Here is a 20,883-nt window from a genome sequence, read left to right as displayed (position 1 = left end):
GTAGGGTCGGAGACGGCGATAGTTTGACCGGCCGGCAGGCGGGTAGCCACAACCGGTCGGCGCCGCAGCATCGAAATATCGAAATTCCTGACGAAATTGGGTGAGCATGGGCAGTACCCGAAATCCGGCGACGGGGACCGCAGCGGTCAGTGATCCAGCCGAGAACCCGCCGGCCTCGCACACCGTCTGGCCGGGCGCCAGCGCGCCGCTCGGGGCCAGCTACGACGGCGGCGGAACCAACTTCGCCCTTTTCTCGGAGATCGCCGAGCGAGTCGATCTGTGCCTGATCGACGAAGACGGCGCGCAGACGTGCGTACCGCTCGAAGAGGTGGACGGCTACGTTTGGCACGCCTACCTGCCGACGGTGTCACCGGGACAGAACTACGGCTTTCGGGTACACGGGCCCTTCGACCCGCCGGCCGGACATCGCTGTGATCCCAGCAAACTGTTGCTGGACCCGTACGGCAGGGCGTTCACCGGCGACTTCGACTTCGAGCAGGCGCTTTTCTCCTACGACATGGCAGCCGGAGACGACCCGCCGCGGGCCGAGACGCTGCCCAGAGTCGACTCGCTCGGGCACACCATGACCAGCGTGGTGATCAACCCGTACTTCGACTGGGCAACCGATCGACCGCCGAAGACCCCGTACAACGAGACGATCATCTACGAGACCCACGTCAAGGGTATGACGCAGACCCATCCCGCTATCCCCGAGGAACTGCGCGGCACCTATGCCGGTCTGGCTCACCCGGTCGTCATCGACCACCTGCAGTCGCTCAATGTCACCGCTGTCGAGCTGATGCCGGTACACCAGTTCATGCACGACGACCGCTTGCTGCGGATGGGTCTGCGGAACTATTGGGGCTACAACACATTCGGGTTCTTCGCCCCGCACAGCCAATACGCGGCAAGTCGGCAGCCGGGGGCAGCGGTCGCGGAATTCAAGACCATGGTGCGCACCCTGCACGAAGCCGGCATCGAAGTGATCCTCGACGTGGTTTACAACCACACTGCCGAGGGCAACCACCTCGGGCCGACCATCAACTTCCGCGGAATCGACAATGCCGCCTACTACCGGCTTGTCGACGACGACCGAAGCATGTACATGGACTACACCGGCACCGGCAACAGCCTCAACGCGCGCCATCCGCACGCACTGCAGCTGATCATGGACTCACTGCGCTACTGGGTGACCGAGATGCACGTCGATGGGTTCCGCTTCGACCTGGCGTCGACCTTGGCCCGCGAATTCTATGATGTGGACCGCCTTTCGGCGTTCTTCGACCTGATTCAGCAGGACCCGGTGGTCAGCCAGGTCAAGTTGATCGCCGAGCCGTGGGACGTCGGCGAGGGCGGTTATCAGGTCGGCAATTTTCCCGGCCTGTGGACCGAGTGGAATGGAAAGTACCGCGACACCGTGCGCGACTATTGGCGTGGCGAACCGGAGACGTTGGGAGAGTTCGCCTCGCGGCTCACCGGCTCATCAGATCTCTACGAGGCCACCGGGCGCCGGCCGGGTGCCAGCATCAACTTCGTCGTCGCCCACGACGGATTCACCTTGCACGATCTGGTCTCCTACAACGAAAAACACAATGAGGCCAACGGCGACGACAACACCGATGGCGAGAGCCACAACCGGTCGTGGAACTGCGGTGTCGAAGGCCCCACCGATGATCCGGACGTCCAGGAACTACGGGCTCGCCAGATGCGCAACATCCTGGCCACCCTGCTGCTGTCCCAAGGCACACCGATGATCGCGCACGGCGATGAGCTGGGGCGCACTCAGCAGGGGAACAACAACACTTACTGTCAGGACTCCGAACTCTCCTGGATGGACTGGTCGCTGGCCGAGACCAATGCCGATCTGCTGGCCTTCACCCGCCGGGTGACGCAGCTTCGCAAAGAACATCCGGTGTTTCGCCGTCGCCGGTTCTTCGAGGGCCGCCCGGTACGCCACGACGGCGAGATCGGCGACATCGCCTGGTTCACCCCCGCCGGCCATGAGATGAGTCAAGACGACTGGGACAACGGCTTCGACAAGTGCATCATGGTCTTTCTCAACGGAGAGGCGATCCGCGAGCCTGACATGCGCGGGCAGCGAGTGGTGGATGACTCGTTCCTGCTGTGCTTCAATGCGCACGAGGAGACGGTCGAGTTCGTCGTTCCCGGAAAGGATTACGCCCAAGAATGGACCACCGAATTGGACACCGCGGAGCCGGCATCCCCGGCTGAGCAGGCCGTGCAGCCTGGGGGCGAGCTGCCCGTCCCGGGGCGTTCGCTGCTCGTCCTGCGGAAAGTGCGCTGACGCATGGCCAGCCCGGTGCTGTCCACCTACCGGTTGCAGCTGCGGGGCGCAGAAAGCGGGTTCACGTTCACCTTCGCGGACGCCGAGAATCTACTCGACTATTTCGATGCACTTGGCATTTCGCACCTTTACCTCTCGCCGATCATGACGGCGGTGCGCGGATCGACACACGGCTACGACGTCGTCGATCCGACCACCGTCTCTGCGGAACTGGGTGGCGCGCAGGGGCTGGCGCGGCTGTCAGCGGCCGCGCGTGCCCGCGGCATCGGCCTGATCGTCGATATCGTGCCCAATCACGTCGGGGTACAACGGCCGGAGCAGAACCCATGGTGGTGGGACGTGCTGAAGCACGGCCGATCCTCCCGGTACGCCGCGTTCTTCGACATCGATTGGAGCCTCGGTGACGGCCGAATCATTCTGCCGGTACTGGGCTCTGACGGCGATACTGCCGACCTGACCGTGGATGGCGAGTCCCTACGCCTGGGTGACCTGGTGTTTCCGATCGCACCCGGAACCGGCGCCGGCAGCGGCGCCGAAGTCCACGATCGCCAGCACTATCGACTGGTCGGCTGGCGCAGCGGTAGCTGTGGCTACCGCCGCTTCTTTTCGATCACGTCGTTGGCCGGCCTGCGTCAGGAGGATCGAGCGGTTTTCGACGCCTGGCACGCCGAGCCGGCGCGCTGGTTCGACGCTCGGCTCATCGATGGCGTGCGGGTCGATCACCCGGATGGCCTGTCGGATCCGCAGGGATATCTGCACCGGCTGCGCGCGCTGATCGGACCGGATGCCTGGATCGTCATCGAAAAGATTCTGGCCGTTGACGAGGCGCTCGATCCCAGCCTGCCGGTCGCCGGCTCCACCGGTTACGACGCACTACGGGAGATCGGTGGGTTGTTCATCGACCCCAACGGTGAGCCGGCGCTGACCGAGCTGTGTGAAACCGCCGGTGTCGACTACCGCGCGATGCCGAACCTGCTGGCCGAGCAGAAGGAGCTCGCGGCTGCCGAGACGCTGGGCAGCGAGCTGGCGCGGCTATGTCGTTGTGTGGTGAGCGCTACCGGCGCCGAGCATCCGCTGTTGTCCGATGCCATCGTGGCCTTGCTCGGTCACATCGGGGTGTATCGCAGCGACTATCCCGGGTTGGCGACGATAGTGCCGGTGGCGCTAGCACATACGCTGGCGCAGCAGCCAGAACTCGACGAGCCGCTTGCACTGCTCGCGGCTGCGCTGGCCGACGGTGGGGAAGCAGCGGTGCGGCTGCAACAGCTGTGCGGAGCGGTGACCGCCAAGGCGACCGAAGACTGCCTGTTCTACCGGGATGCCAGGCTGGTGTCGCTCAACGAAGTCGGCGGCAGCCCGCAGTATTTCGGTGTGGGCTCGGCCGAGTTTCATCATCGGGCCGCCACGCGGGCTCGGCACTGGCCGCACACGATGACCACGCTGTCCACCCACGACACCAAACGCGGCGAGGATGTCAGGGCACGCATCGGCGTGTTGTCGCAGGTGCCGTCGTTGTGGGCGGAGTTCGTCGCTCGTTGGGAATCGAGGGCTCCCTCACCCGATCTGGCCACCGGGCTCTTCCTGTGGCAGAACATCTTCGGGGTGTGGCCACTCGACGGTCGAGTGAGCACGGCAGTGCGCGAGCGACTGCATGCCTATGCCGAAAAGGCGGTTCGCGAGGCGGACCGGCGGACATCGTGGCACGATCCCGACGCAGCGTTCGAGGGCGCGCTGCACCAGTGGCTCGACGACATCCTCGATGGTCCTATCGCGCAGGAACTGACCGAGTTCGTCGCCGAACTCGCTCCGCACATCGACAGCGACATCCTGGGGCAGAAACTGCTGTCCTTGACCGTCCCCGGCGTCCCGGACGTCTATCAGGGCACCGAGCTCTGCGATGACAGCTTGGTCGACCCGGACAATCGGCGGCCGGTCGACTACGGCGCACGCCGCGCAGCGCTGGAGGCCTTGCATCACCCGAAAATGCGGGTGGTCGTTGCGGCACTGCGAATGCGGCGAGCCCGTCCCGACAGCTTCCTGCGCGGCGGCTACCACCCGGTGCAGGCGTCAGGACCGGCGTCAGAACATCTCGTGGCCTTTCGCCGGGGCGACGACGTGGTGGTGGCGGTCAGCCGTTGGACGGTGCGCCTGCAGGGCACCGGATGGGGCGATACGGCTCTCCCGCTGCCCCCCGGGACGTGGTCTGACGCGCTCTCCGGCGCCAGCCACAACGGAATGGTGCGAGCAGTCGAGCTGTGCGCCGAACTGCCGGTTGTGCTGCTGGAGCGTGTCGATGACTGAGTTCGCCGTCTGGGCACCAACCCCGGCAGTCGTGGGTCTCGATGTCGACGGGGTAGCGCATCCGATGGACCGTTCCGACGGTGGGTGGTGGCGGGCGAGGCTCGACGTGGCGCCCGATGCCCGCTACGGGTTTCTGCTCGATGACGACCCGCAGGTTCTCCCCGATCCGCGGTCGGCCCGCCAGCCCGACGGCGTGCACGCGCGCTCGGCGGTGTGGGACGAGGAGAGCCTGACCTGGACCGACCACGACTGGGCGGGACGGCCCGTCGAAGGTGCGGTGATCTATGAAATGCACGTCGGCACTTTCACGCCCGCCGGCACCTTCGATTCCGCCGTCGCCAAACTGGATCACCTGGTCGACCTGGGTGTCGACTTCGTCGAACTCATGCCGGTCAACGCCTTTTCCGGCACGCACGGCTGGGGCTATGACGGGGTGCTGTGGTACGCCGTGCATGAGCCCTACGGCGGCCCGAACGGCTTGGCGCGCTTTGTCGATGCCTGCCACGGCCGGGGCCTGGGGGTACTGATCGACGTCGTCTTCAACCACCTGGGTCCGTCCGGCAACTACCTTCCCCGCTTCGGGCCGTATCTGTCGGGGGCACATAACCCGTGGGGCAATGCCATCAACATCGATGGCCCAGATTCCGACGAAGTGCGCCGCTACATCATCGACTGTGCGCTGCGCTGGATGCGGGTGTTCCGCGTCGATGGCCTACGGCTGGATGCCGTACACGCGCTGGTGGACACCACAGCCATCAATATTCTCGAAGAGCTGGCGGCCGAAACCGATGCGCTTGCCGCGCGGTTGGGGCGTCCGTTGTCACTCATCGCGGAAAGTGACCGCAACGATCCGCGCACCGTCACCCGCCGCGAAGACGGTGGCTACGGGATCACCGCGCAATGGGATGACGACATCCACCACGCCATCCACACCGCGGTATCCGGTGAGCGGCAAGGCTATTACACCGATTTCGGCAGCATGGCCACTTTGGCGACCACCCTGCGTAACGGCTTTTTCCATGCGGCCACGTACTCCTCGTTTCGCCGCCGGCGGCACGGGCGTCCGCTGCCGATCTCGCAGATTCCGGCCACCCGCCTGTTGGCCTATACGTGCACCCACGATCAGGTCGGCAACCGAGCGCTCGGCGACCGTCCGTCGCAGAACCTGACGGCCGGGCAACTCGCGGTAAAGGCTGCACTGGTACTGCTGTCGCCCTACACCGCAATGCTTTTCATGGGAGAGGAGTGGGGCGCGCGTACCCCTTTTCAGTTCTTCACCGCACATGAGGACCCGCAGGTGGCACGCGCCACCGCCGAGGGCCGCAAAGCCGAATTCGCCGAGCACGGCTGGGATGCCGACGACATCCCCGACCCGCAGGATCCCGAAACCTACCAGCGGTCCAAGCTGGCCTGGCGCGAGCTCGAGGAGCAACACCACCTGCGGCTGTTGCGCCTCTACAGGTCGCTGATCGGACTTCGCGCTGAAGTCGGTCCGGCCGGACCTTGGTTGAGCCAGCTGGTGATCGACTACGACGAGGGCCGGCGATGGCTCGTCATGCACCGCGGTCCGCTCCTGGTGGCGTGCAATCTCAGCGAGGACACGGTGAGCGTGCCGGTCCACGGCGAGCTGGTACTGGCGTGGGGATCACCGGCGGTCGGGCCTGAGACCACCCGACTGCCCGGGCATTCGTTCGCGGTCCTGCGACCGGCTCCATGAGCTCCCTACCGACGCTGTAGGGCCCGCAACTCGTTCCTGCGCAGCATTGTGGCCGCTGTCACGTAGTGCTTCGCTCGGCGGATCGGACCTGGTCAGCGAAGGTGGCCGGCGATACTGCAGGAATATCGCAACGCGTGGTAATGGTGACGAAATGATCTTGAAACCTGCGGGCGGCAGGGTGACGACGAGGCTCGCAACCGCAGGAGGTGACCTTCCATGCCCGCGCAAAACGACTCCCAGCATGCAGAGGTCGTCTCCACGCTGTGTGCCTACTGCGGGGTCGGATGCGGCCTGGTGCTGCAGGTCGAGACCGACGCGGTCACCGGGCGCCGCCGAGTAGTCAAATCCAGCGGTGACCCATCCCACCCGGCCAACTCCGGCCGGCTGTGCACCAAGGGTGCCACCACCGCGGATCTGCTCGCCGCGCCCGGCCGACTGGCGTCCGCGTTCATGCGGCCCGGCCGCGACGAGCCCGTCGAACCGACTGACATCGATACCGCCATCACCCACTGCGCCGGCCGGTTGCGGGCGATCATCGACGAGCACGGACCCGACGCCGTAGCGCTCTACGTTTCCGGGCAGATGTCCACCGAGGCGCAGTACCTGGCGAACAAGCTCGCCAAGGGCTTTATCGGCACCAACCAGATCGAGTCCAACTCGCGACTGTGTATGGCCAGCGCCGGCAGCGGCTACAAGCAGTCACTCGGCGCCGACGGGCCGCCCGGCTCCTATCAGGACTTCGATCACGCCGACGTGTTCCTCGTGATCGGCGCGAATATGGCCGACTGCCACCCGATTCTGTTCCTGCGGATGATGGACCGCGTCAAAGCCGGCGCCAAGCTGATCGTCGTCGATCCACGTCGCAGTGCCACCGCGGAGAAGGCCGACCTGTACTTGCAGATCGCACCCGGAACCGATCTGGCGCTGCTCAATGGGCTGCTGCATCTGATCGTCGCGAATGGCCACACCGACGACGAGTTTATCGCCGAGCACACGCAGGGCTGGGAGGTCATGCCCAGCTTCCTTGAGCAGTTCACGCCGGAGGCGGTGGCTGAGCTCACCGGACTCTCCGAAGCTGACATTCGCACTGCCGCAGCATGGATCGGCGAGGCGGACAACTGGATGAGTTGCTGGACGATGGGACTCAACCAGAGCACCCATGGAACCTGGAACACCAACGCCATCTGCAATCTGCACCTGGCCACCGGGGCGATCTGCAAGACGGGCAGCGGACCGTTCTCCCTGACCGGTCAGCCCAACGCGATGGGTGGCCGAGAAATGGGCTACCTGGGCCCAGGACTGCCAGGCCAGCGCAGCGTCGTCTCGGCCGACGACCGAGAATTCGTCGAGGACATCTGGGATATCCCACGCGGCTCGCTGCGCGCCGAGCTGGGCACCGGCACCATCGACATGTTCTCGCGGATGGCCGACGGCCAGATCAAGGCGTGCTGGATCATCTGCACCAACCCGGTTGCGACGGTGGCGAATCGGAAGACCGTGCTGGAAGGGCTGGAACGGGCCGAGCTGGTGATCGCCCAGGATGCCTTCGCCGACAACGAGACTGCCGCCTACGCCGACGTGCTGTTGCCGGCTGCGCTGTGGAGTGAGTGTGACGGAGTGATGGTCAACTCCGAGCGCAATCTCACGCTCTTTCAAAAGGCGGTCGACCCGGTCGGCCAATCGCTGCCGGACTGGCAGATCATCGCCCGCATCGCGGCAGAGATGGGATACGCCAAGGCGTTCGACTACTCGAGCGCTGAGGAGGTGTTCGAAGAGATCAAACTATTCGCCAACCCCAAGACCGGCTACGACCTACGCGGCATCAGCTACGAGCGATTGCGCCGGACGCCGATTCAGTGGCCCTGCCCGCCGGAGAGTACGCGAGATCGCCACCCCATCCGCTATCTCAACGACGGGGCGAGTCAGACGCGGCTGGTCCGCGAAGACGGCAGCGTGCCGCGGTTGGCTTTCGCGACCGAGTCCGGCCGCGCGGTCTTCTGCGCCCGCCCGCATCTGCTGCCCGCCGAGATGCCCGATGACGACTATCCGTACCTGCTCAACACCGGACGGCTGCCGCATCAGTGGCACACCATGACCAAGACCGGAAAGGTCGCCAAGCTCAACAAGCTCAATCCGGGCCCGTTCGTGGAGATCCACCCCGACGACGCCGTCCGGCTGGGCATCGTCGACGACGACCCGGTGGAGATCGCCTCGCGCCGGGGCCGGGCCGTGCTGCCGGCGGTGGTCACCGACCGGGTGCGTCCGGGGAACTGCTTCGCGCCGTTTCACTGGAATGACGTCTTCGGTGAGTACCTGTCGATCAACGCCGTCACCAATGACGCCGTTGACCCGACATCGCAACAGCCTGAGTACAAGGCATGTGCGGTGACCTTGGCCAAGGTGGTGGTCGAATCGCCGCGCGAGCTGGAAGCACCCCCTACGTCGCAGGCCGGCCAGGTCAGCTTGGACCGGGTGGACACCCTCATCGAATTATTCGGGCTCAGTGGGGAATCGGTGACCACCGTGCCCTCATTCGCTCCCATGGAGCGCATCTATCTGAGTGGGTTGCTGACCGCGCTCCGGACCGAGGCGGGGCGCAGCGCAACCGGTGTGCCGACGGTGCCGGCCAATGCCCCGCTGGAGCCGGCCACCCGCATGTGGGTCGACGGCCTGCTGGCCGGGCTGTACTCCCGGCACCCAACGCCGGCGAGCCTGCCGGCCGAGGGGTTGCGCCCAGAGTCGATCGTGGTGCTGTGGGCCTCGCAGACCGGCAACGCCGAAGAGGTGGCCGCCCGCTGCGCGGCCCACCTCGGCGAGGCCGGACTGCCGGTCGCCTTGCACACGATGAACGACTTCCCGGTGACCGGCCTGTCGGCAACCCGACAGCTGATCGTGGTCTCCAGCACCACCGGTGACGGTGACCCGCCCGACAACGGCGCTGCCCTGTGGGAAGAGCTGTCCGGTGACGGGACACCACAACTCACCGACACGCGCTACGCCGTGTTGGCGCTGGGTGACTCCAACTACGACGACTTCTGTGGTTATGGACGCAAACTCGACACCCGGCTGGCCGAACTCGGCGCCACCCGAATCCTGGACCGTGTCGACTGCGAGCCGGATTACGACGACGCCGTGGACGAATGGTTCAGAACGCTGCGCGGGGCGCTGAGCGCCGCGCCGACTCCGGCTGTGACGCAGGGTGCGACGCCCGTGGCTGCCCGCTCGTTGAGGGCACCGGGCCGGTACAGCAGGAAGAACCCGCTGCTCACCAGGCTGATGCGCAACACCGTGCTCAGCGGCCCGGGTTCGACGAAGGAGGTGCGGCAGCTGGTGTTCGCACTCCCGGAAAAGACGCTGAGCTATCAGGCCGGTGATGCACTCGGGGTGTGGCCACGCAACAGCACCGCGCTGGTAGAAGAATGGCTGACGGTGACCGGCGTCGACGGCACGCACGTCGTCGAAGTCGCCGGCCACGGTTCGATGCCGTTGCGGCAGGCGCTGGTCGAACGATTCGAAATCGCCCGTATCACCGGTGATTTGCTGCGGTTCGTGGCGCAGCACAGCCAAGATCGCGAGCTCGCCGACCTGTTGCGGCCGGAGAACAAGGCTGCGCTGGCGGATTGGATGTGGGGTCGCCAGTCAGTGGATGTGCTGGCCGCAACTCCGATTCGGGCCGCCGTCGACGACTGGCTCGGCGTCCTCAAACCGCTGACACCGCGGATGTACTCGATTTCGTCGGCATGTGTCGACAACCCCGGCGAGGTGCACGTGACGGTAGGCGCGGTGCGCTATGAGTGCCGGGGCGTGCCGCGCGGCGGCGTGTGCTCCACATATCTGGCGGACCGAAGCGACGATGCCGAGATCGGCATATTCGTACAGCCCGCCAACCATTTCCGGCCGCCGGCGGACCCCGACGCCCCGATGATCATGATCGGGCCGGGCACCGGCGTCGCACCGTTCCGCGGCTTCCTGCAGCAGCGCCGCGCGCTCGGGCATCGCGGCCGGAACTGGTTGTTCTTCGGCGAACGCAATGCCGCCACCGATTTCTACTATCGCGATGAGCTCAGGGACATGCACGCCAGCGGTTTTCTCACCGAACTCGATCTGGCTTTCTCCCGCGATCAGCCCGAGAAGGTCTACGTACAAGACTTGCTCCGCGCTCGCGGCGCCGAAGTGTGGGAGTGGTTGCAGGACGGCGCACACCTCTACGTGTGTGGCGATGCCAGCCAGATGGCCAAGGAGGTCGACCGCGCGATCTGCGATATCGCCGCGCGACATGGGTTGCTCGCACGAGACGCCGCGAAAGCCCATGTGCGGGCGCTGTCATCCGCCGGTCGCTACCAGCGCGACGTGTACTGAGTGCCTGGGGGTCAGAACACGGTCTGGGCGCAGGTGGACGGCGTGGTCAGGTTCACTCCGGCGTAGACCACCTGCACGTGAGTGCAGACGATCACGTTGGCGTCGGTCTTGGGGCGCCCGGTGGAGTATTCCAGGACGTCGATGCTGCCGTTGGTCTGGTATTTCTCCGGCGGGCCCTCGCCGTAGTACATCGACTGGATCACCGCGCCGGTGCCGTCCTTGAACACCTTGGTGCCCGGGCCGCCACGGTCTTTGAACCAGCCCTCACCGCCGTCGGTGTGTACATCCAGATAGGCGGTGCGCTTCGACGAGCGGATCTCGGTGCTCTGGCGGGCCCACAGATCCGGCGGGAACCCGGTCATGCCCTCGGGCGTCTGCAGCTGCACCCCGACGGTGAACCGGCACAGCGGGGGAGCGCTGCAGTCGACCCAGCTGTGAGTCTGCAGTTGATCGGCGTCATTGACCGGGAACAACGTGGTCTTGGTGTCACTGGCCGCCGACGCAGTCGCGGCCGGGATCAGCGCCGCCAGCAACGTCAACGCGGCCGGGATCATCAGCAACCGCTTCATGTCGCACCAACCTAGACCGGACATCACTCGTCGTAGGTCACTTCCACCGAATCGGTCTCCGGGTGGGCTTGGCAGGCCAGGATCAGCCCTTCGGCGAGGTCCTGGGGTTCCAGTACGTCGTTGATCTCCATGGTGACCTTGCCCTTTTTGAGCTCGCAGGCGCAGGCCCCGCAGTGACCCTCCCGGCAGGAGAATGGGGCATCGAGTCCCTTGTCGAGCAGCAGGTCGAGCAGCTTGACGTGCCGCGGCCATTCCAGCTCGTGCTTCTCGCCGTCCAGCTCGACGACGACGCTGGCCGGCGCGGCAGCCTGCTCGCCTTCCGGGGCGTCGGCGATCTTGACCGCGGCGAAGGGGTCGCTGTCCAGCGACTTGAACACCTCGAGGTGGACCTGCTCGGCCGGCACCTTGCAGGCATCCAGGGCTTCGCGGGCGGCCTGCATGAACGGGCCGGGGCCGCAGATGAAGACCTGGCGGTCGGTGTAGGGGGCGGCCAGCTGCGCCAACGCGGCGCGGCTCGGCAGGCCCTGGACCGACTCCAGCCAGTGCACGACAGTCAGCCGGTCGGGGTACTTGTCGACCAGCTCGCGCAGTGCGGCGCCGAAGATCACCGAACGCTCATCGCGGTTGGCGTAGACCAGGACCACCTTGCCGCTGCCCTGTGACAGCGCCGACTTGCAGATCGCCATCATCGGGGTGATCCCGCTGCCGGCGGCCAGCAGAAGAAAGTCGCTGTCCAGGGATTTCGGCACGAAGGTGCCCGACGGTGCCAGCACGTGGATGCGCATGCCGGCGTGCGCGTTGTCGCACAGCCAGTTCGACGCGTAGCCGTCGGCGGTCCGCTTGACGGTGACCGCCAGAGAGTCATCGGTGAACGGCGAACTGCACAGCGAGTAGCAGCGGGCCACCGAGCCGGTCTGGTCGCTGGGGATCCGCAGCGTCAGGAACTGGCCCGGCGAGTACTTCAACCGCTGCTCAGGGATCTCCGGGTCGTCCGGCCCGTCGGGCACGCCGAACACCAGCGAGCGTGCGTCGTCGGTCTCGGTGACGACTTCGGTGATCTGCAGTTCCAGGACGTGAGCACCGAGTGGTTCGTCCGGAATGGTCTCCGTCACGGGCCGCCCTTCATCTTCGGTCATAACTAGAACAGGTTACAGAAAAGTGGTCCGGTATTGCTACCAGCTGCAGGAACACCCGCTCGACACAAATCGGAACGTGTTCTAATCTCACTCTAGGCTGGTTGGAAAACGGGCCGGAAGAACCTGTTCACTTCTGGGAGGCAATCTAGTGACGTCCATTCAACAGCGTGACGCGCAGTCGGTGTTGGCCGCCATCGACGACCTTCTGCCGCAGTTGCGTGAGCGTGCCCAGGAGACCGAAGACCTGCGCAAGCTGCCCGACGCCAACGTCGCGGCGCTTGAGGACGTCGGTTTCTTCCGGCTGCTGCAGCCCGAGCAGTGGGGCGGCCTGCAGTGCGACCCGACCCTCTTCTACGAGGCGGTGCGCCGGCTGGCCAGTGCGTGCGGCTCCACCGGCTGGGTCGCCGGAATCATCGGCGTGCACAACTGGCACCTGGCGCTGTTCGACCAGCAGGCCCAGGAAGACGTCTGGGGTGAGGACACAAACGTCCGGATCTCCTCGTCCTACGCCCCGATGGGCGCCGGGGTCGTCACCGAGACCGCCGACGGCTACATCGTCAACGGTTCGTGGAACTGGTCGTCGGGCTGCGACCATGCCACCTGGGCGTTCCTGGGCGGTCCGGTGATCAAGGACGGCAAGCCGGTCGACTTCGGCAGCTTCCTGATCCCGATCTCCGACTACCGCATCGACGACGTCTGGCACGTGGTGGGCCTGCGCGGCACCGGCAGCAACACCGTCGTGGTCAAGGACGCCTTCGTGCCGCGGCACCGTTTCTTGTCCTACCGGGCGATGAACGACGGCACCGCCGGCGGCTACCAGACCAACACCGCGCCGGTCTACAAGATGCCGTGGGGGACCATTCACCCGACCACCATCTCGACGCCGATCATGGGCATGGCCTACGGCGCCTACGAGGCGCACGTCGAGCACCAGGGCAAGCGGGTGCGCGCGGCGTTCGCCGGTGAGAAGGCCAAGGACGACCCGTTCGCCAAGGTCCGGATCGCCGAGGCCGCCAGTGACATCGACGCCGGCTGGCGTCAGCTGATCGGCAACGTCGGCGACGAGTACGCGCTGCTGGCCGCCGGTCAGGAGATCCCGTTCGAGCTGCGGGCCCGGGCGCGACGTGACCAGGTCCGGGCCACCGGCCGGGCCATCGCCTCCATCGACCGGCTCTTCGAGGCGGCCGGTGCCACCGCGCTGTCCAACGACGCACCGGTGCAGCGGTTCTGGCGTGACGCGCATGCAGGTCGGGTGCACGCCGCCAACGACCCGGAGCGCGCGTACATGATCTTCGGCAACCACGAGTTCGGGTTGCCGCCCGGCGACACCATGGTCTGATCGAACTGGACCTGGCTGGGACATAGACGAGCTTGCTGGAGGTATCACCGATGACTATCCGTTCGCTGGGCTACCTGCGAATCCAAGCCACCGACATGGCGGCCTGGCGGGACTTCGGGCTGAAAGTCCTCGGCATGGTCGAGGGATCCGGTGCCACCGAGGGTGCGCTGTACCTGCGGATGGACGAGTTCCCCGCCCGGCTGGTGGTCGTGCCCGGGGACTCCGACCGGTTGCTGGTATCCGGTTGGGAATGCGCCAACGCCGCAGGGCTGCAGGAGATTCGGCAGCGCCTGGACGCCGAGGGCACGCCCTACAAGGAAGCCACCGCCGCGGAGCTTGCCGAGCGCAGCGTCCAGGAGATGATCGCGTTCGACGACCCGTCGGGCAATCACCTGGAGGTCTTCCACGGGGTGGCGCTGCAGCACCGCCGCGTGGTCAGCCCCTACGGCCACCGGTTCGTCACCGAAGAGCAGGGCCTGGGCCACGTGGTGCTGTCGACCAAGGACGACGCCGAGGCGCTGCACTTCTACCGCGATGTGCTCGGCTTCCGGCTGCGGGACTCGATGCGGCTGCCGCCGCAGATGGTCGGCCGCCCCGCTGACGGCGACCCGGCCTGGCTGCGATTCTTCGGCTGCAACCCGCGCCACCACAGCCTGGCCTTCCTGCCCATGCCGACTCCGACCGGAATCGTGCACCTGATGGTCGAAGTGGAGAGCGCCGACGATGTCGGGCTCGCACTGGACCGCGCCTACCGTCGCAAGGTGCCGATGGCCGCCACCCTGGGACGGCACGTCAACGACAAGATGCTGTCGTTCTATATGAAGGCGCCCAGCGGTTTTCAGATCGAATTCGGCTGCGAGGGCCTGGAGGTCGACGACGACGACTGGGTGGCCCGGGAGAGCACCGCGGTCAGCCTGTGGGGACACGACTTCACTGTGGGTATGCAGTAGCAGTGACTGACGACCTCGCGATCGACCCGCGTGCGTTCCGCAACGTACTCGGCCAGTTCTGCACCGGCATCACGATCATCACCACCGTGGATGGCGACGCGCCGGTCGGCTTCGCCTGCCAGTCGTTCGCCGCGCTGTCGCTGGACCCGCCGCTGGTGCTGTTCTGCCCCACCAAGCAGTCGCGGTCCTGGCAGGCCATCGAATCCAGCGGAAAGTTCTGCGTCAACATTCTGGCCGAGGAGCAGAAGGACGTCTGCGCCCGCTTCGGCTCCCGTGAACCGGACAAGTTCGCCGGCGTGGACTGGAAGCCGTCCCCACTGGGGTCGCCGATCCTGGGCGGATCGCTGGCCCACATCGACTGCACGGTGGCCTCAGTGCACGACGGCGGCGACCACTTCGTGGTGTTCGGCGCGGTGCAGTCGCTGTCAGATGTCCCGGAGGTGAAGCCGCGGCCGCTGCTGTTCTATCGCGGCGACTACACCGGCATCGAGCCGGACAAGACCACTCCGGCGCACTGGCGCGACGACCTGGAGGCGTTCCTCACCGCCACCACCGACGACACCTGGCTGTAATTTCCGTCCTCGAGTGTGAATCCCGCGACGCCGACGCGGCGTGTCGCGCCCTGAGATTCGCCCGCGCGGGGCGGGCCGTTGCCTACCATGCACCGGGTGAAGCGACTTGGCTGGGCGGCGGTGGCGACTCTCGCCTATGCCGCGGTGATGTTGGTGCTGGAGCGCGGGATGCGAAAGACGGGCGGCCCCGGCATCATCGGCTTTGAGCTGGCCGGCAATGCCGAACGAGTCCAGGAGATCTTGGCCGTCTGGGGAGACGAGGGCGGTCGGTGGGCGCGCTGGTCTCTGTGGCTCGACTTCGGTTACATGCTGACCTACGGAACCTTGGGGCTGTTGCTCATCGAGCGTGCCCGAAGTCGCCACGGGCATCCGATCATGTTGCGGCTGTTGCCGATCGGTGCGGTGGCCGGCGACGCGATCGAGGGCGTGGCGCTGCTCAAGGTGCTCGACGGCGCCGACATCGACGTGAACGCCCGGCGTGCGCGTGGCGCGGCGCTTGCCAAGTTCGCCCTGTTAGCGGTGGGGCTGGTCTACACCGTCATCGGGGGAGTTCGCCGGCGGTCATAAGCCGTGCCAGCATCGCTGATGTTCGGCGTGGGTGCGTAGATACGCCCCGGGTGAGTACATCTCGTCGTAGAAATCGGTGTCCAGATGCTGGGCCTGCAGATACATCAGCACATGCACCGTCGGGACGGTGCCCGGCAGTTTCCCGAACGTGTCGTAGATGTAGGACGCCTCGCAGGTGACCAGTTCGGCGATGCGGTCCGGCGCCAGTGCCGATCCGCGCACGGCCCGGCTGTCTGACCACGGACCCGGGGTGTCGGGGTGCGACGGACCGCCGGGCCCGAATTTGCGGGCCACCAGCTTTTGCACACCCTGCGCGACCGAGGCGACATGCGGCGGGCTCAGCGTCTCGAAGTGACCGGGTAACCCGGTGACATTCGGGAACGGCCAGCGCGGATCGGTGTCGGCGACAAAACCCAGTCCGGGGGCACGCGGGTCACCGGAGCCGCCCAGCACCGACAACCGGTCCAGACCGTCGAAGATCCAGCCGCCCAAGCCCATTGCCTGCAAGCCCAGCGCTCCGTTATGGGCCGCGATGGACAACTCCGCACTGGCCTCGGTCAGGGTGTACTGCTCCACGAACGACAGCGGTATCGGGTCGTCGGCATGCGCCAAACCGGAAAACGACTGTATGCCGGGTATTTCGCGACCATGGACGTCGTCGCGGATCGGATAGCCGTTGGCCGCGAAGAACCACAGGTTCTCCAGCAGATGTTCGGCCAGGTCAGCCACATTGAAGGCCAACAGACTGCCCGGGTGGTTGCCGATCCAGGTGTTGTGGCCCTCCATGTAGGGCTCTTCACGGGGTAGTTCCAGCCGGGACTCCGAAATCCGGACATAGGAATCGGCGGTATGGCCGATCCACTCTTCGATGCTGTCGAACTCGCGTGGTTCTTGATCGCGGGTGGGCAGCAGATAGCAGCCGGTGTCGTCGGTGAAGAACAGCTGGCTGGTGTGAAAGCCGGCCGCCGACGGCATGGCGCGCCCGGTGGCGCTGCCGGGATAGTTCGGCAGCGCCGGGGCGTACCCGGGATGGTGCGCGATCCCGTCATGCCAGCCGGTGGTGCCGGCCATCAGCGACAACAGCAGGGCTCGCTCGACCTCGGACAGCGGCTGCACCGGACGGCGGCTGGTGTAGGCCAGCGCACCGGCTGGAATGGCGCCGCCCACGGGGAACCGTCGCGACCGGCGTCCGGTGATGGCGGCGAACAGCCCGAAACCGGCCGCCTGCGCCAGCGCGGCCCGTTCCTGTTCAGTGATCGCCAGGGCCATGGCCCAGGCCTACTTGCTGACGGTCTCCAGCAGCATGGCCAGCTGGGTCGGCGAGACCGCGATCCCGCACTGGTTCTTCAGGTCGGTGAGCGGCTGGGCGATGCCCTGCAGGGTCGACAGCTGGTCGAGGTGGCCGATGAAGTAGCCCTGAACCGAGGACTTGGCCTGGTCCGCGGGCATGGTGGCCGCGTTGGTCAGCACGTCATTGGCCTCCGGGTGGTCGTGGAGGAACACACCCGCCTGGCCCAGCACGCCGCTGGCGGTACTGGACAGCCCGGCCGCGGTGCAGGAGGCGGGCGCGGCGTCGGCGGCGGGCGTGCTGGTGGTCAGTGCCGATGCGGCCACCGCACCGAGGATGCCGGCGGCTGCGGCGCCGAGCGCCAGGCCAGAAGTCGTGGAGATGCGCATAGCAGTGGTCCCTTCGATCAGGTATTTCCAGCTTGGAAGGTAAACCTACCGGAGCGGCAGCCACCCGCGGAGTCGGCGCAGGGCTTCGTCGATGTCGGCGGTCGGGCCGGCGAACGACAGCCGGACGAAGGTGTTGCCGCGTTCGGTGTCGAAGTCGACGCCCGGCGTCAGCGCGAGACCGGTGTCGGCCAGCAGGCGCGCGCAGAACGCCAGTGAGTCGTCGGTGTGCTCTGCGAGGTCCGCATAGACGTAGAACGCGCCGTCGGTGGGGGCCAACCGGTCGATGCCCATGCTCCGCAGTCCGCCGAGCAGCAGTTCCCGGTTGGCGGCGTAGTGCCGCAGGTGGCCGTTGGATTCTGCGATCGCCTCCGGCGTGAACGCCGCGACCGCCGCGTATTGGGCCAGCACCGGCGGGCAGATGGTGAAGTTGCCGGTCAGGCAGTCCACCGCACGGCGCAGTGCCGGCGGCACCAGCAGCCAGCCCAGCCGCCAGCCGGTCATCGCAAAGTACTTCGAGAAGCTGTTGGCCACCACCGCGTTCCGCGAAGTCTCCCAAGCACAGCTGGTCTGCGGTGCACCCTGGTAGACCAGGCCGTGGTAGACCTCGTCGCTGATCAGTCGCACACCGGCGGTGTCGCACCAGGCGGCGATCGCGGCCAGCTCCGCCGGTTCCAGCACAGTCCCGGTCGGGTTGGCGGGGCTGGCCACGATGACCCCTGCCAACGGTCCGGGAATCTCGGCGAGCATGGCGGCGGTGGGCTGGAAGCGGGTCTCGGGCCCGCACGGGATCTCGACCACCTCACAGCCCAGCGCGGTCAGGATGTTGCGATAGCAGGGATAGCCCGGGCTGGCGATCGCCACCCGATCGCCGGCGTCGAAACAGGCCAGAAATGCGAGCAGGAAGCCCCCGGACGAACCCGTGGTCACGACCACGTCGTCGGGGTCGACGCTCAGCCCGTAGCGGTCGGCATACGAGCCGGCGATGGCCGAGCGCAGCTCCGGGATGCCCAGTGCGACGGTGTAGCCCAGCGCATTGGCGTTCAGCGCCGCGGCGGCGGCGGCGCGCACCGGTTCGGGGGCGCCCACACTGGGCTGGCCGGCCGACAGATTCACCAGATCGCCATGGGTGCGTTGGCGTTCGGCCGCGGCCAGCCACACGTCCATCACATGGAACGGCGGAATGCCCGCGCGCAGCGCAACCCGGTCGGTCATGAGTCATCCTCCGTCATGATGCGGTGCAGGAAGCGGGTGGCGTCGGGCATAGCGGCGAGCACCGTGCCGGAATGGTCGTGGTCGGGGTAGATGTGCAGCTCGACATTCTGGCCGTTGTCGATCAGCTGCTGATACAGCGTTTGACTGGACCGGGGTGGCACGTCGGTGTCGAGCAGGCCGTGCCCCAAAAAGATCGGCCGATCGTATCCGCCGGTGGGGGTGCCCATGAAGCCGTCGAGCGCCGCGCCGATCCCGTCCAGCGACGCCACCGGCGCGCTGAACAGCTCATCGATCCGGGTTCCGGCCGCCTGTCGGTCCAGGTCGGTCTTGCAGACGGTTTCGGCCCGATCTGCCAGCTCGCGCCCGCGAGGAGTCAGCACACTGTCGACGGGAATCTCAGGAAGCGCTTCGCGCAGCGCGGCCACGATGTACGAGGCGTAACTGATCGCGGCGGGAGGCACCGACCGCGGCGGCAGATCGGGTCCGGCCTCCATGACCAGCCGTTCGATGTTGGCCGGTGTGCCGGTGGCCACCACGCCTCGATAGTCCAGGCCGCTGCCGGCGGTGAGGCGGCTGGCCCACCACGCGCTGTTGATCGCCGCGCCGCCGCCCTGGGACTGACCCACGATCGCCCACTTGGGCGACAGCGGCAGGTCCATCTGGTGCACGGCTCGCACGGAGTCGATCACCGAGTGCGCTTCGGCGGCGCTGTTGAGATAGCTCATCAGCCCTGGCGTGCCGAGCCCGGCGTAATCGGTGCCGACCACCACGTAGCCCTGGTCGAGCCAGTGCGACAGGTATTCGTTGTCGCGGGCGCTACGTGGCCGCGCCGACGGCGTGCAGTCGTCGCCGAGCCCGACGGTGCCGTGCGCCCATGCGATCAGCGGCCATCCGCCCGCCGGGGGCGCCCCGTGCGGAACGAAGACCGCCGCCGTGCTCACTGCGGGCCGGTCGTGTTGATCTGTCGTGGCGTACAGGATCCGGAATGCCTTGGCGGCGCCGGTCACCGACAGGGCCGGGTCCAGTGGCACCGTGGTGATCAGACCCCCTTCGGGGGGAATGGGGCCGGCATAGCTGCGCGCGTCAAGGCCCGACCACTGCGGCGCCGGCTCAGCGGCCGCGGGTGCGGCCAACACCAGGGCGGCCAGTCCGGCGGCCAACAGCGCATTGCGGCGCGGCGACCTCACTTGTTCAATCCGAGAAAGGTGAACGCCTCGGCCGCTTCGAAACTCGCCGATGTCTCGCCGGCGAAGACATTGCTGTCGTCGGAGCCGAGGGCGAGCTTGCGTACTGGGGCGCCTTCGTCGAAGTCCAGTTTGTTCAGGTCCACCCAGAACACGTTGGGGGTCAGCGCTGATTCGAAGCAATACAGCTTGCGGGTGTGGTGTGCGACGGTGCGCCACCGGGTGGAGGAGATGTTGGGCTCGTTCGGCGTGGAGATGCCGAACGGCACCGAAACATTGCGCACAACACTGAGTACCGACGCGAGCGCGATCTTGAGGTCCTCGGATTTCGGTATCGCGTTGACGTAGAACGAAGCCCGCGCGAAGCGATCCGCGGCCCGGTTGGTGCCCGGCAACATGACCGTGCCGCCCAGCTGCTCCCAGTAGGAGTTCACCGCAAGTTGTTGTTCGAAGATCGGCGAGTTCGTCATCACCTGATACTGGCGCCCGTGGTGGATGACCTGCTTGCCGTCAACGTATTCCACGATCGCACTGTCGCCTGTCGCGTCGGACAGGGACAGGTGCAGCGTGGCCAGGCGGTCCTCACCGGGCACGCCGTCGGTCACCACCTGGAACGCTTCGGCCTTCAGCGCGGCGACGGCTTCGGCCACGGTGGCGAAGTTGTCCAGGACATACTGGGCCCAGATGGAGATGCACAACCCGGGGCGGCTGCCGTCGTATTGCGGGTACACCGATTCGGCCAGCCAGAGCAGGTTCGCCGACAGACCGGCTTCGTTCAGTCCGTCGGTGGTGCAGATGTTGTAGCCGGTAGCCACCACGCTGCCGTACTTTGCGGTCCATTCGATGGAATTGGCCCCGGCCCGGCCGTCGCGCTTCACACCACGCGGCATCGACCACAGATCGGTCGCCAAATCCAGCTTCCAGTCCATCGATCGACCGGTGATGATGTTGCCGTTCGGGCCGAGGTAAACCAGGCGAGTACACATGCCGCTACC

Annotated in this window: 15 protein-coding genes; 8 read left to right on the top strand and 7 right to left on the bottom strand. The window is 66.6% G+C overall.

Annotated elements, in window-relative coordinates; translation table 11 throughout:
- Positions 1 to 106 precede the first annotated feature (106 nt).
- From glgX to EJK91_RS23155, 4 genes are all read left to right on the top strand, one after another.
- The gene (gene glgX, locus EJK91_RS05005) at positions 107 to 2,305 is read left to right on the top strand and encodes a glycogen debranching protein GlgX (protein WP_125078395.1); all 2,199 of its coding nucleotides are present in this window, start codon (positions 107 to 109) and stop codon (positions 2,303 to 2,305) included.
- A 3-nt stretch (positions 2,306 to 2,308) separates the two neighbouring features.
- Entirely contained in the window at positions 2,309 to 4,606 is a 2,298-nt protein-coding gene (gene treY / locus EJK91_RS05000; protein WP_046302269.1) for a malto-oligosyltrehalose synthase, read from the top strand.
- Entirely contained in the window at positions 4,599 to 6,323 is a 1,725-nt protein-coding gene (gene treZ / locus EJK91_RS04995) for a malto-oligosyltrehalose trehalohydrolase (RefSeq protein ID WP_125078394.1), read from the top strand. Before treY ends, treZ begins: the two co-directional genes overlap by 8 nt.
- Positions 6,324 to 6,539: 216 nt before the next feature.
- Positions 6,540 to 10,682, top strand: a complete 4,143-nt coding sequence (locus EJK91_RS23155; RefSeq protein ID WP_125078393.1) for a bifunctional nitrate reductase/sulfite reductase flavoprotein subunit alpha — start codon at positions 6,540 to 6,542, stop codon at positions 10,680 to 10,682.
- Between the two features lie 11 nt (positions 10,683 to 10,693).
- Here the strand turns inward: EJK91_RS23155 and EJK91_RS04985 are convergent, their stop codons facing one another.
- The gene (locus EJK91_RS04985; RefSeq protein WP_024442396.1) at positions 10,694 to 11,251 is read right to left on the bottom strand and encodes a hypothetical protein; all 558 of its coding nucleotides are present in this window, start codon (positions 11,249 to 11,251) and stop codon (positions 10,694 to 10,696) included.
- 23 nt (positions 11,252 to 11,274) lie between these two features.
- The gene (locus EJK91_RS04980) at positions 11,275 to 12,363 is read right to left on the bottom strand and encodes a ferredoxin--NADP reductase (RefSeq protein WP_024442397.1); all 1,089 of its coding nucleotides are present in this window, start codon (positions 12,361 to 12,363) and stop codon (positions 11,275 to 11,277) included.
- A gap of 172 nt (positions 12,364 to 12,535) precedes the next feature.
- Between EJK91_RS04980 and hsaA the strand changes: the two genes are divergently transcribed.
- The 4 genes from hsaA to EJK91_RS04960 all read left to right on the top strand — a co-directional run bounded on the left by hsaA (position 12,536) and on the right by EJK91_RS04960 (position 15,815).
- Entirely contained in the window at positions 12,536 to 13,726 is a 1,191-nt protein-coding gene (gene hsaA, locus EJK91_RS04975; protein WP_024442398.1) for a 3-hydroxy-9,10-secoandrosta-1,3,5(10)-triene-9,17-dione monooxygenase oxygenase subunit, read from the top strand.
- A gap of 50 nt (positions 13,727 to 13,776) precedes the next feature.
- Positions 13,777 to 14,676, top strand: coding sequence for an iron-dependent extradiol dioxygenase HsaC (gene hsaC, locus EJK91_RS04970; RefSeq protein ID WP_046300606.1), 900 nt, complete (start codon positions 13,777 to 13,779; stop codon positions 14,674 to 14,676).
- A 20-nt stretch (positions 14,677 to 14,696) separates the two neighbouring features.
- Positions 14,697 to 15,248, top strand: coding sequence for a 3-hydroxy-9,10-secoandrosta-1,3,5(10)-triene-9,17-dione monooxygenase reductase subunit (gene hsaB, locus EJK91_RS04965; protein WP_192830920.1), 552 nt, complete (start codon positions 14,697 to 14,699; stop codon positions 15,246 to 15,248).
- Between the two features lie 96 nt (positions 15,249 to 15,344).
- The gene (locus EJK91_RS04960; RefSeq protein WP_125078392.1) at positions 15,345 to 15,815 is read left to right on the top strand and encodes a hypothetical protein; all 471 of its coding nucleotides are present in this window, start codon (positions 15,345 to 15,347) and stop codon (positions 15,813 to 15,815) included.
- Here the strand turns inward: EJK91_RS04960 and EJK91_RS04955 are convergent.
- Genes EJK91_RS04955 through EJK91_RS04935 form a run of 5 tightly spaced genes read right to left on the bottom strand, consistent with a single transcriptional unit; the run spans position 15,810 to position 20,874 of the window.
- Entirely contained in the window at positions 15,810 to 17,084 is a 1,275-nt protein-coding gene (locus EJK91_RS04955; protein ID WP_046300598.1) for a hypothetical protein, read from the bottom strand. The two genes, EJK91_RS04960 and EJK91_RS04955, sit on opposite strands and share 6 nt — an antisense overlap.
- 9 nt (positions 17,085 to 17,093) lie before the next feature.
- Positions 17,094 to 17,492: a heme-binding protein gene (locus tag EJK91_RS04950; RefSeq protein WP_024442403.1), complete on the bottom strand. Its 399-nt coding sequence runs from the start codon at positions 17,490 to 17,492 to the stop codon at positions 17,094 to 17,096.
- 45 nt (positions 17,493 to 17,537) lie between these two features.
- A complete protein-coding gene (locus EJK91_RS04945) occupies positions 17,538 to 18,704 on the bottom strand; it encodes a pyridoxal phosphate-dependent aminotransferase (protein WP_024442404.1) in 1,167 nt (388 codons plus the stop codon).
- Positions 18,701 to 19,891: a lipase family protein gene (locus EJK91_RS04940; RefSeq protein WP_082105666.1), complete on the bottom strand. Its 1,191-nt coding sequence runs from the start codon at positions 19,889 to 19,891 to the stop codon at positions 18,701 to 18,703. Before EJK91_RS04940 ends, EJK91_RS04945 begins: the two co-directional genes overlap by 4 nt.
- Positions 19,888 to 20,874 carry a linear amide C-N hydrolase gene (locus EJK91_RS04935; RefSeq protein ID WP_024442406.1) on the bottom strand — a complete coding sequence of 329 codons (987 nt, stop codon included), beginning with the start codon at positions 20,872 to 20,874 and terminating at the stop codon, positions 19,888 to 19,890. Before EJK91_RS04935 ends, EJK91_RS04940 begins: the two co-directional genes overlap by 4 nt.
- Positions 20,875 to 20,883: the final 9 nt, after the last annotated feature.

It is taken from the genome of Mycobacterium sp. P7213 (assembly GCF_900604305.1).
Taxonomy (GTDB): Bacteria; Actinomycetota; Actinomycetes; order Mycobacteriales; family Mycobacteriaceae; genus Mycobacterium.
Note: the sequence above shows the minus strand (reverse complement) of the source record. Positions and strands in the feature narration are given on the sequence as shown.

Excerpts from the sequence above, each read along its gene's own strand:
- EJK91_RS04985 (WP_024442396.1), bottom strand. The coding sequence starts at position 11,251 with ATGAAGCGGTTGCTGATGATCCCGGCCGCGTTGACGTTGCTGGCGGCG.
- EJK91_RS04950 (WP_024442403.1), bottom strand. The coding sequence starts at position 17,492 with ATGCGCATCTCCACGACTTCTGGCCTGGCGCTCGGCGCCGCAGCCGCC.
- EJK91_RS04945 (WP_024442404.1), bottom strand. The coding sequence starts at position 18,704 with ATGACCGACCGGGTTGCGCTGCGCGCGGGCATTCCGCCGTTCCATGTG.
- treY (WP_046302269.1), top strand. The coding sequence starts at position 2,309 with ATGGCCAGCCCGGTGCTGTCCACCTACCGGTTGCAGCTGCGGGGCGCA.
- hsaC (WP_046300606.1), top strand. The coding sequence starts at position 13,777 with ATGACTATCCGTTCGCTGGGCTACCTGCGAATCCAAGCCACCGACATG.
- glgX (WP_125078395.1), top strand. The coding sequence starts at position 107 with ATGGGCAGTACCCGAAATCCGGCGACGGGGACCGCAGCGGTCAGTGAT.
- EJK91_RS04935 (WP_024442406.1), bottom strand. The coding sequence starts at position 20,874 with ATGTGTACTCGCCTGGTTTACCTCGGCCCGAACGGCAACATCATCACC.
- EJK91_RS04955 (WP_046300598.1), bottom strand. The coding sequence starts at position 17,084 with ATGGCCCTGGCGATCACTGAACAGGAACGGGCCGCGCTGGCGCAGGCG.
- treZ (WP_125078394.1), top strand. The coding sequence starts at position 4,599 with ATGACTGAGTTCGCCGTCTGGGCACCAACCCCGGCAGTCGTGGGTCTC.
- EJK91_RS23155 (WP_125078393.1), top strand. The coding sequence starts at position 6,540 with ATGCCCGCGCAAAACGACTCCCAGCATGCAGAGGTCGTCTCCACGCTG.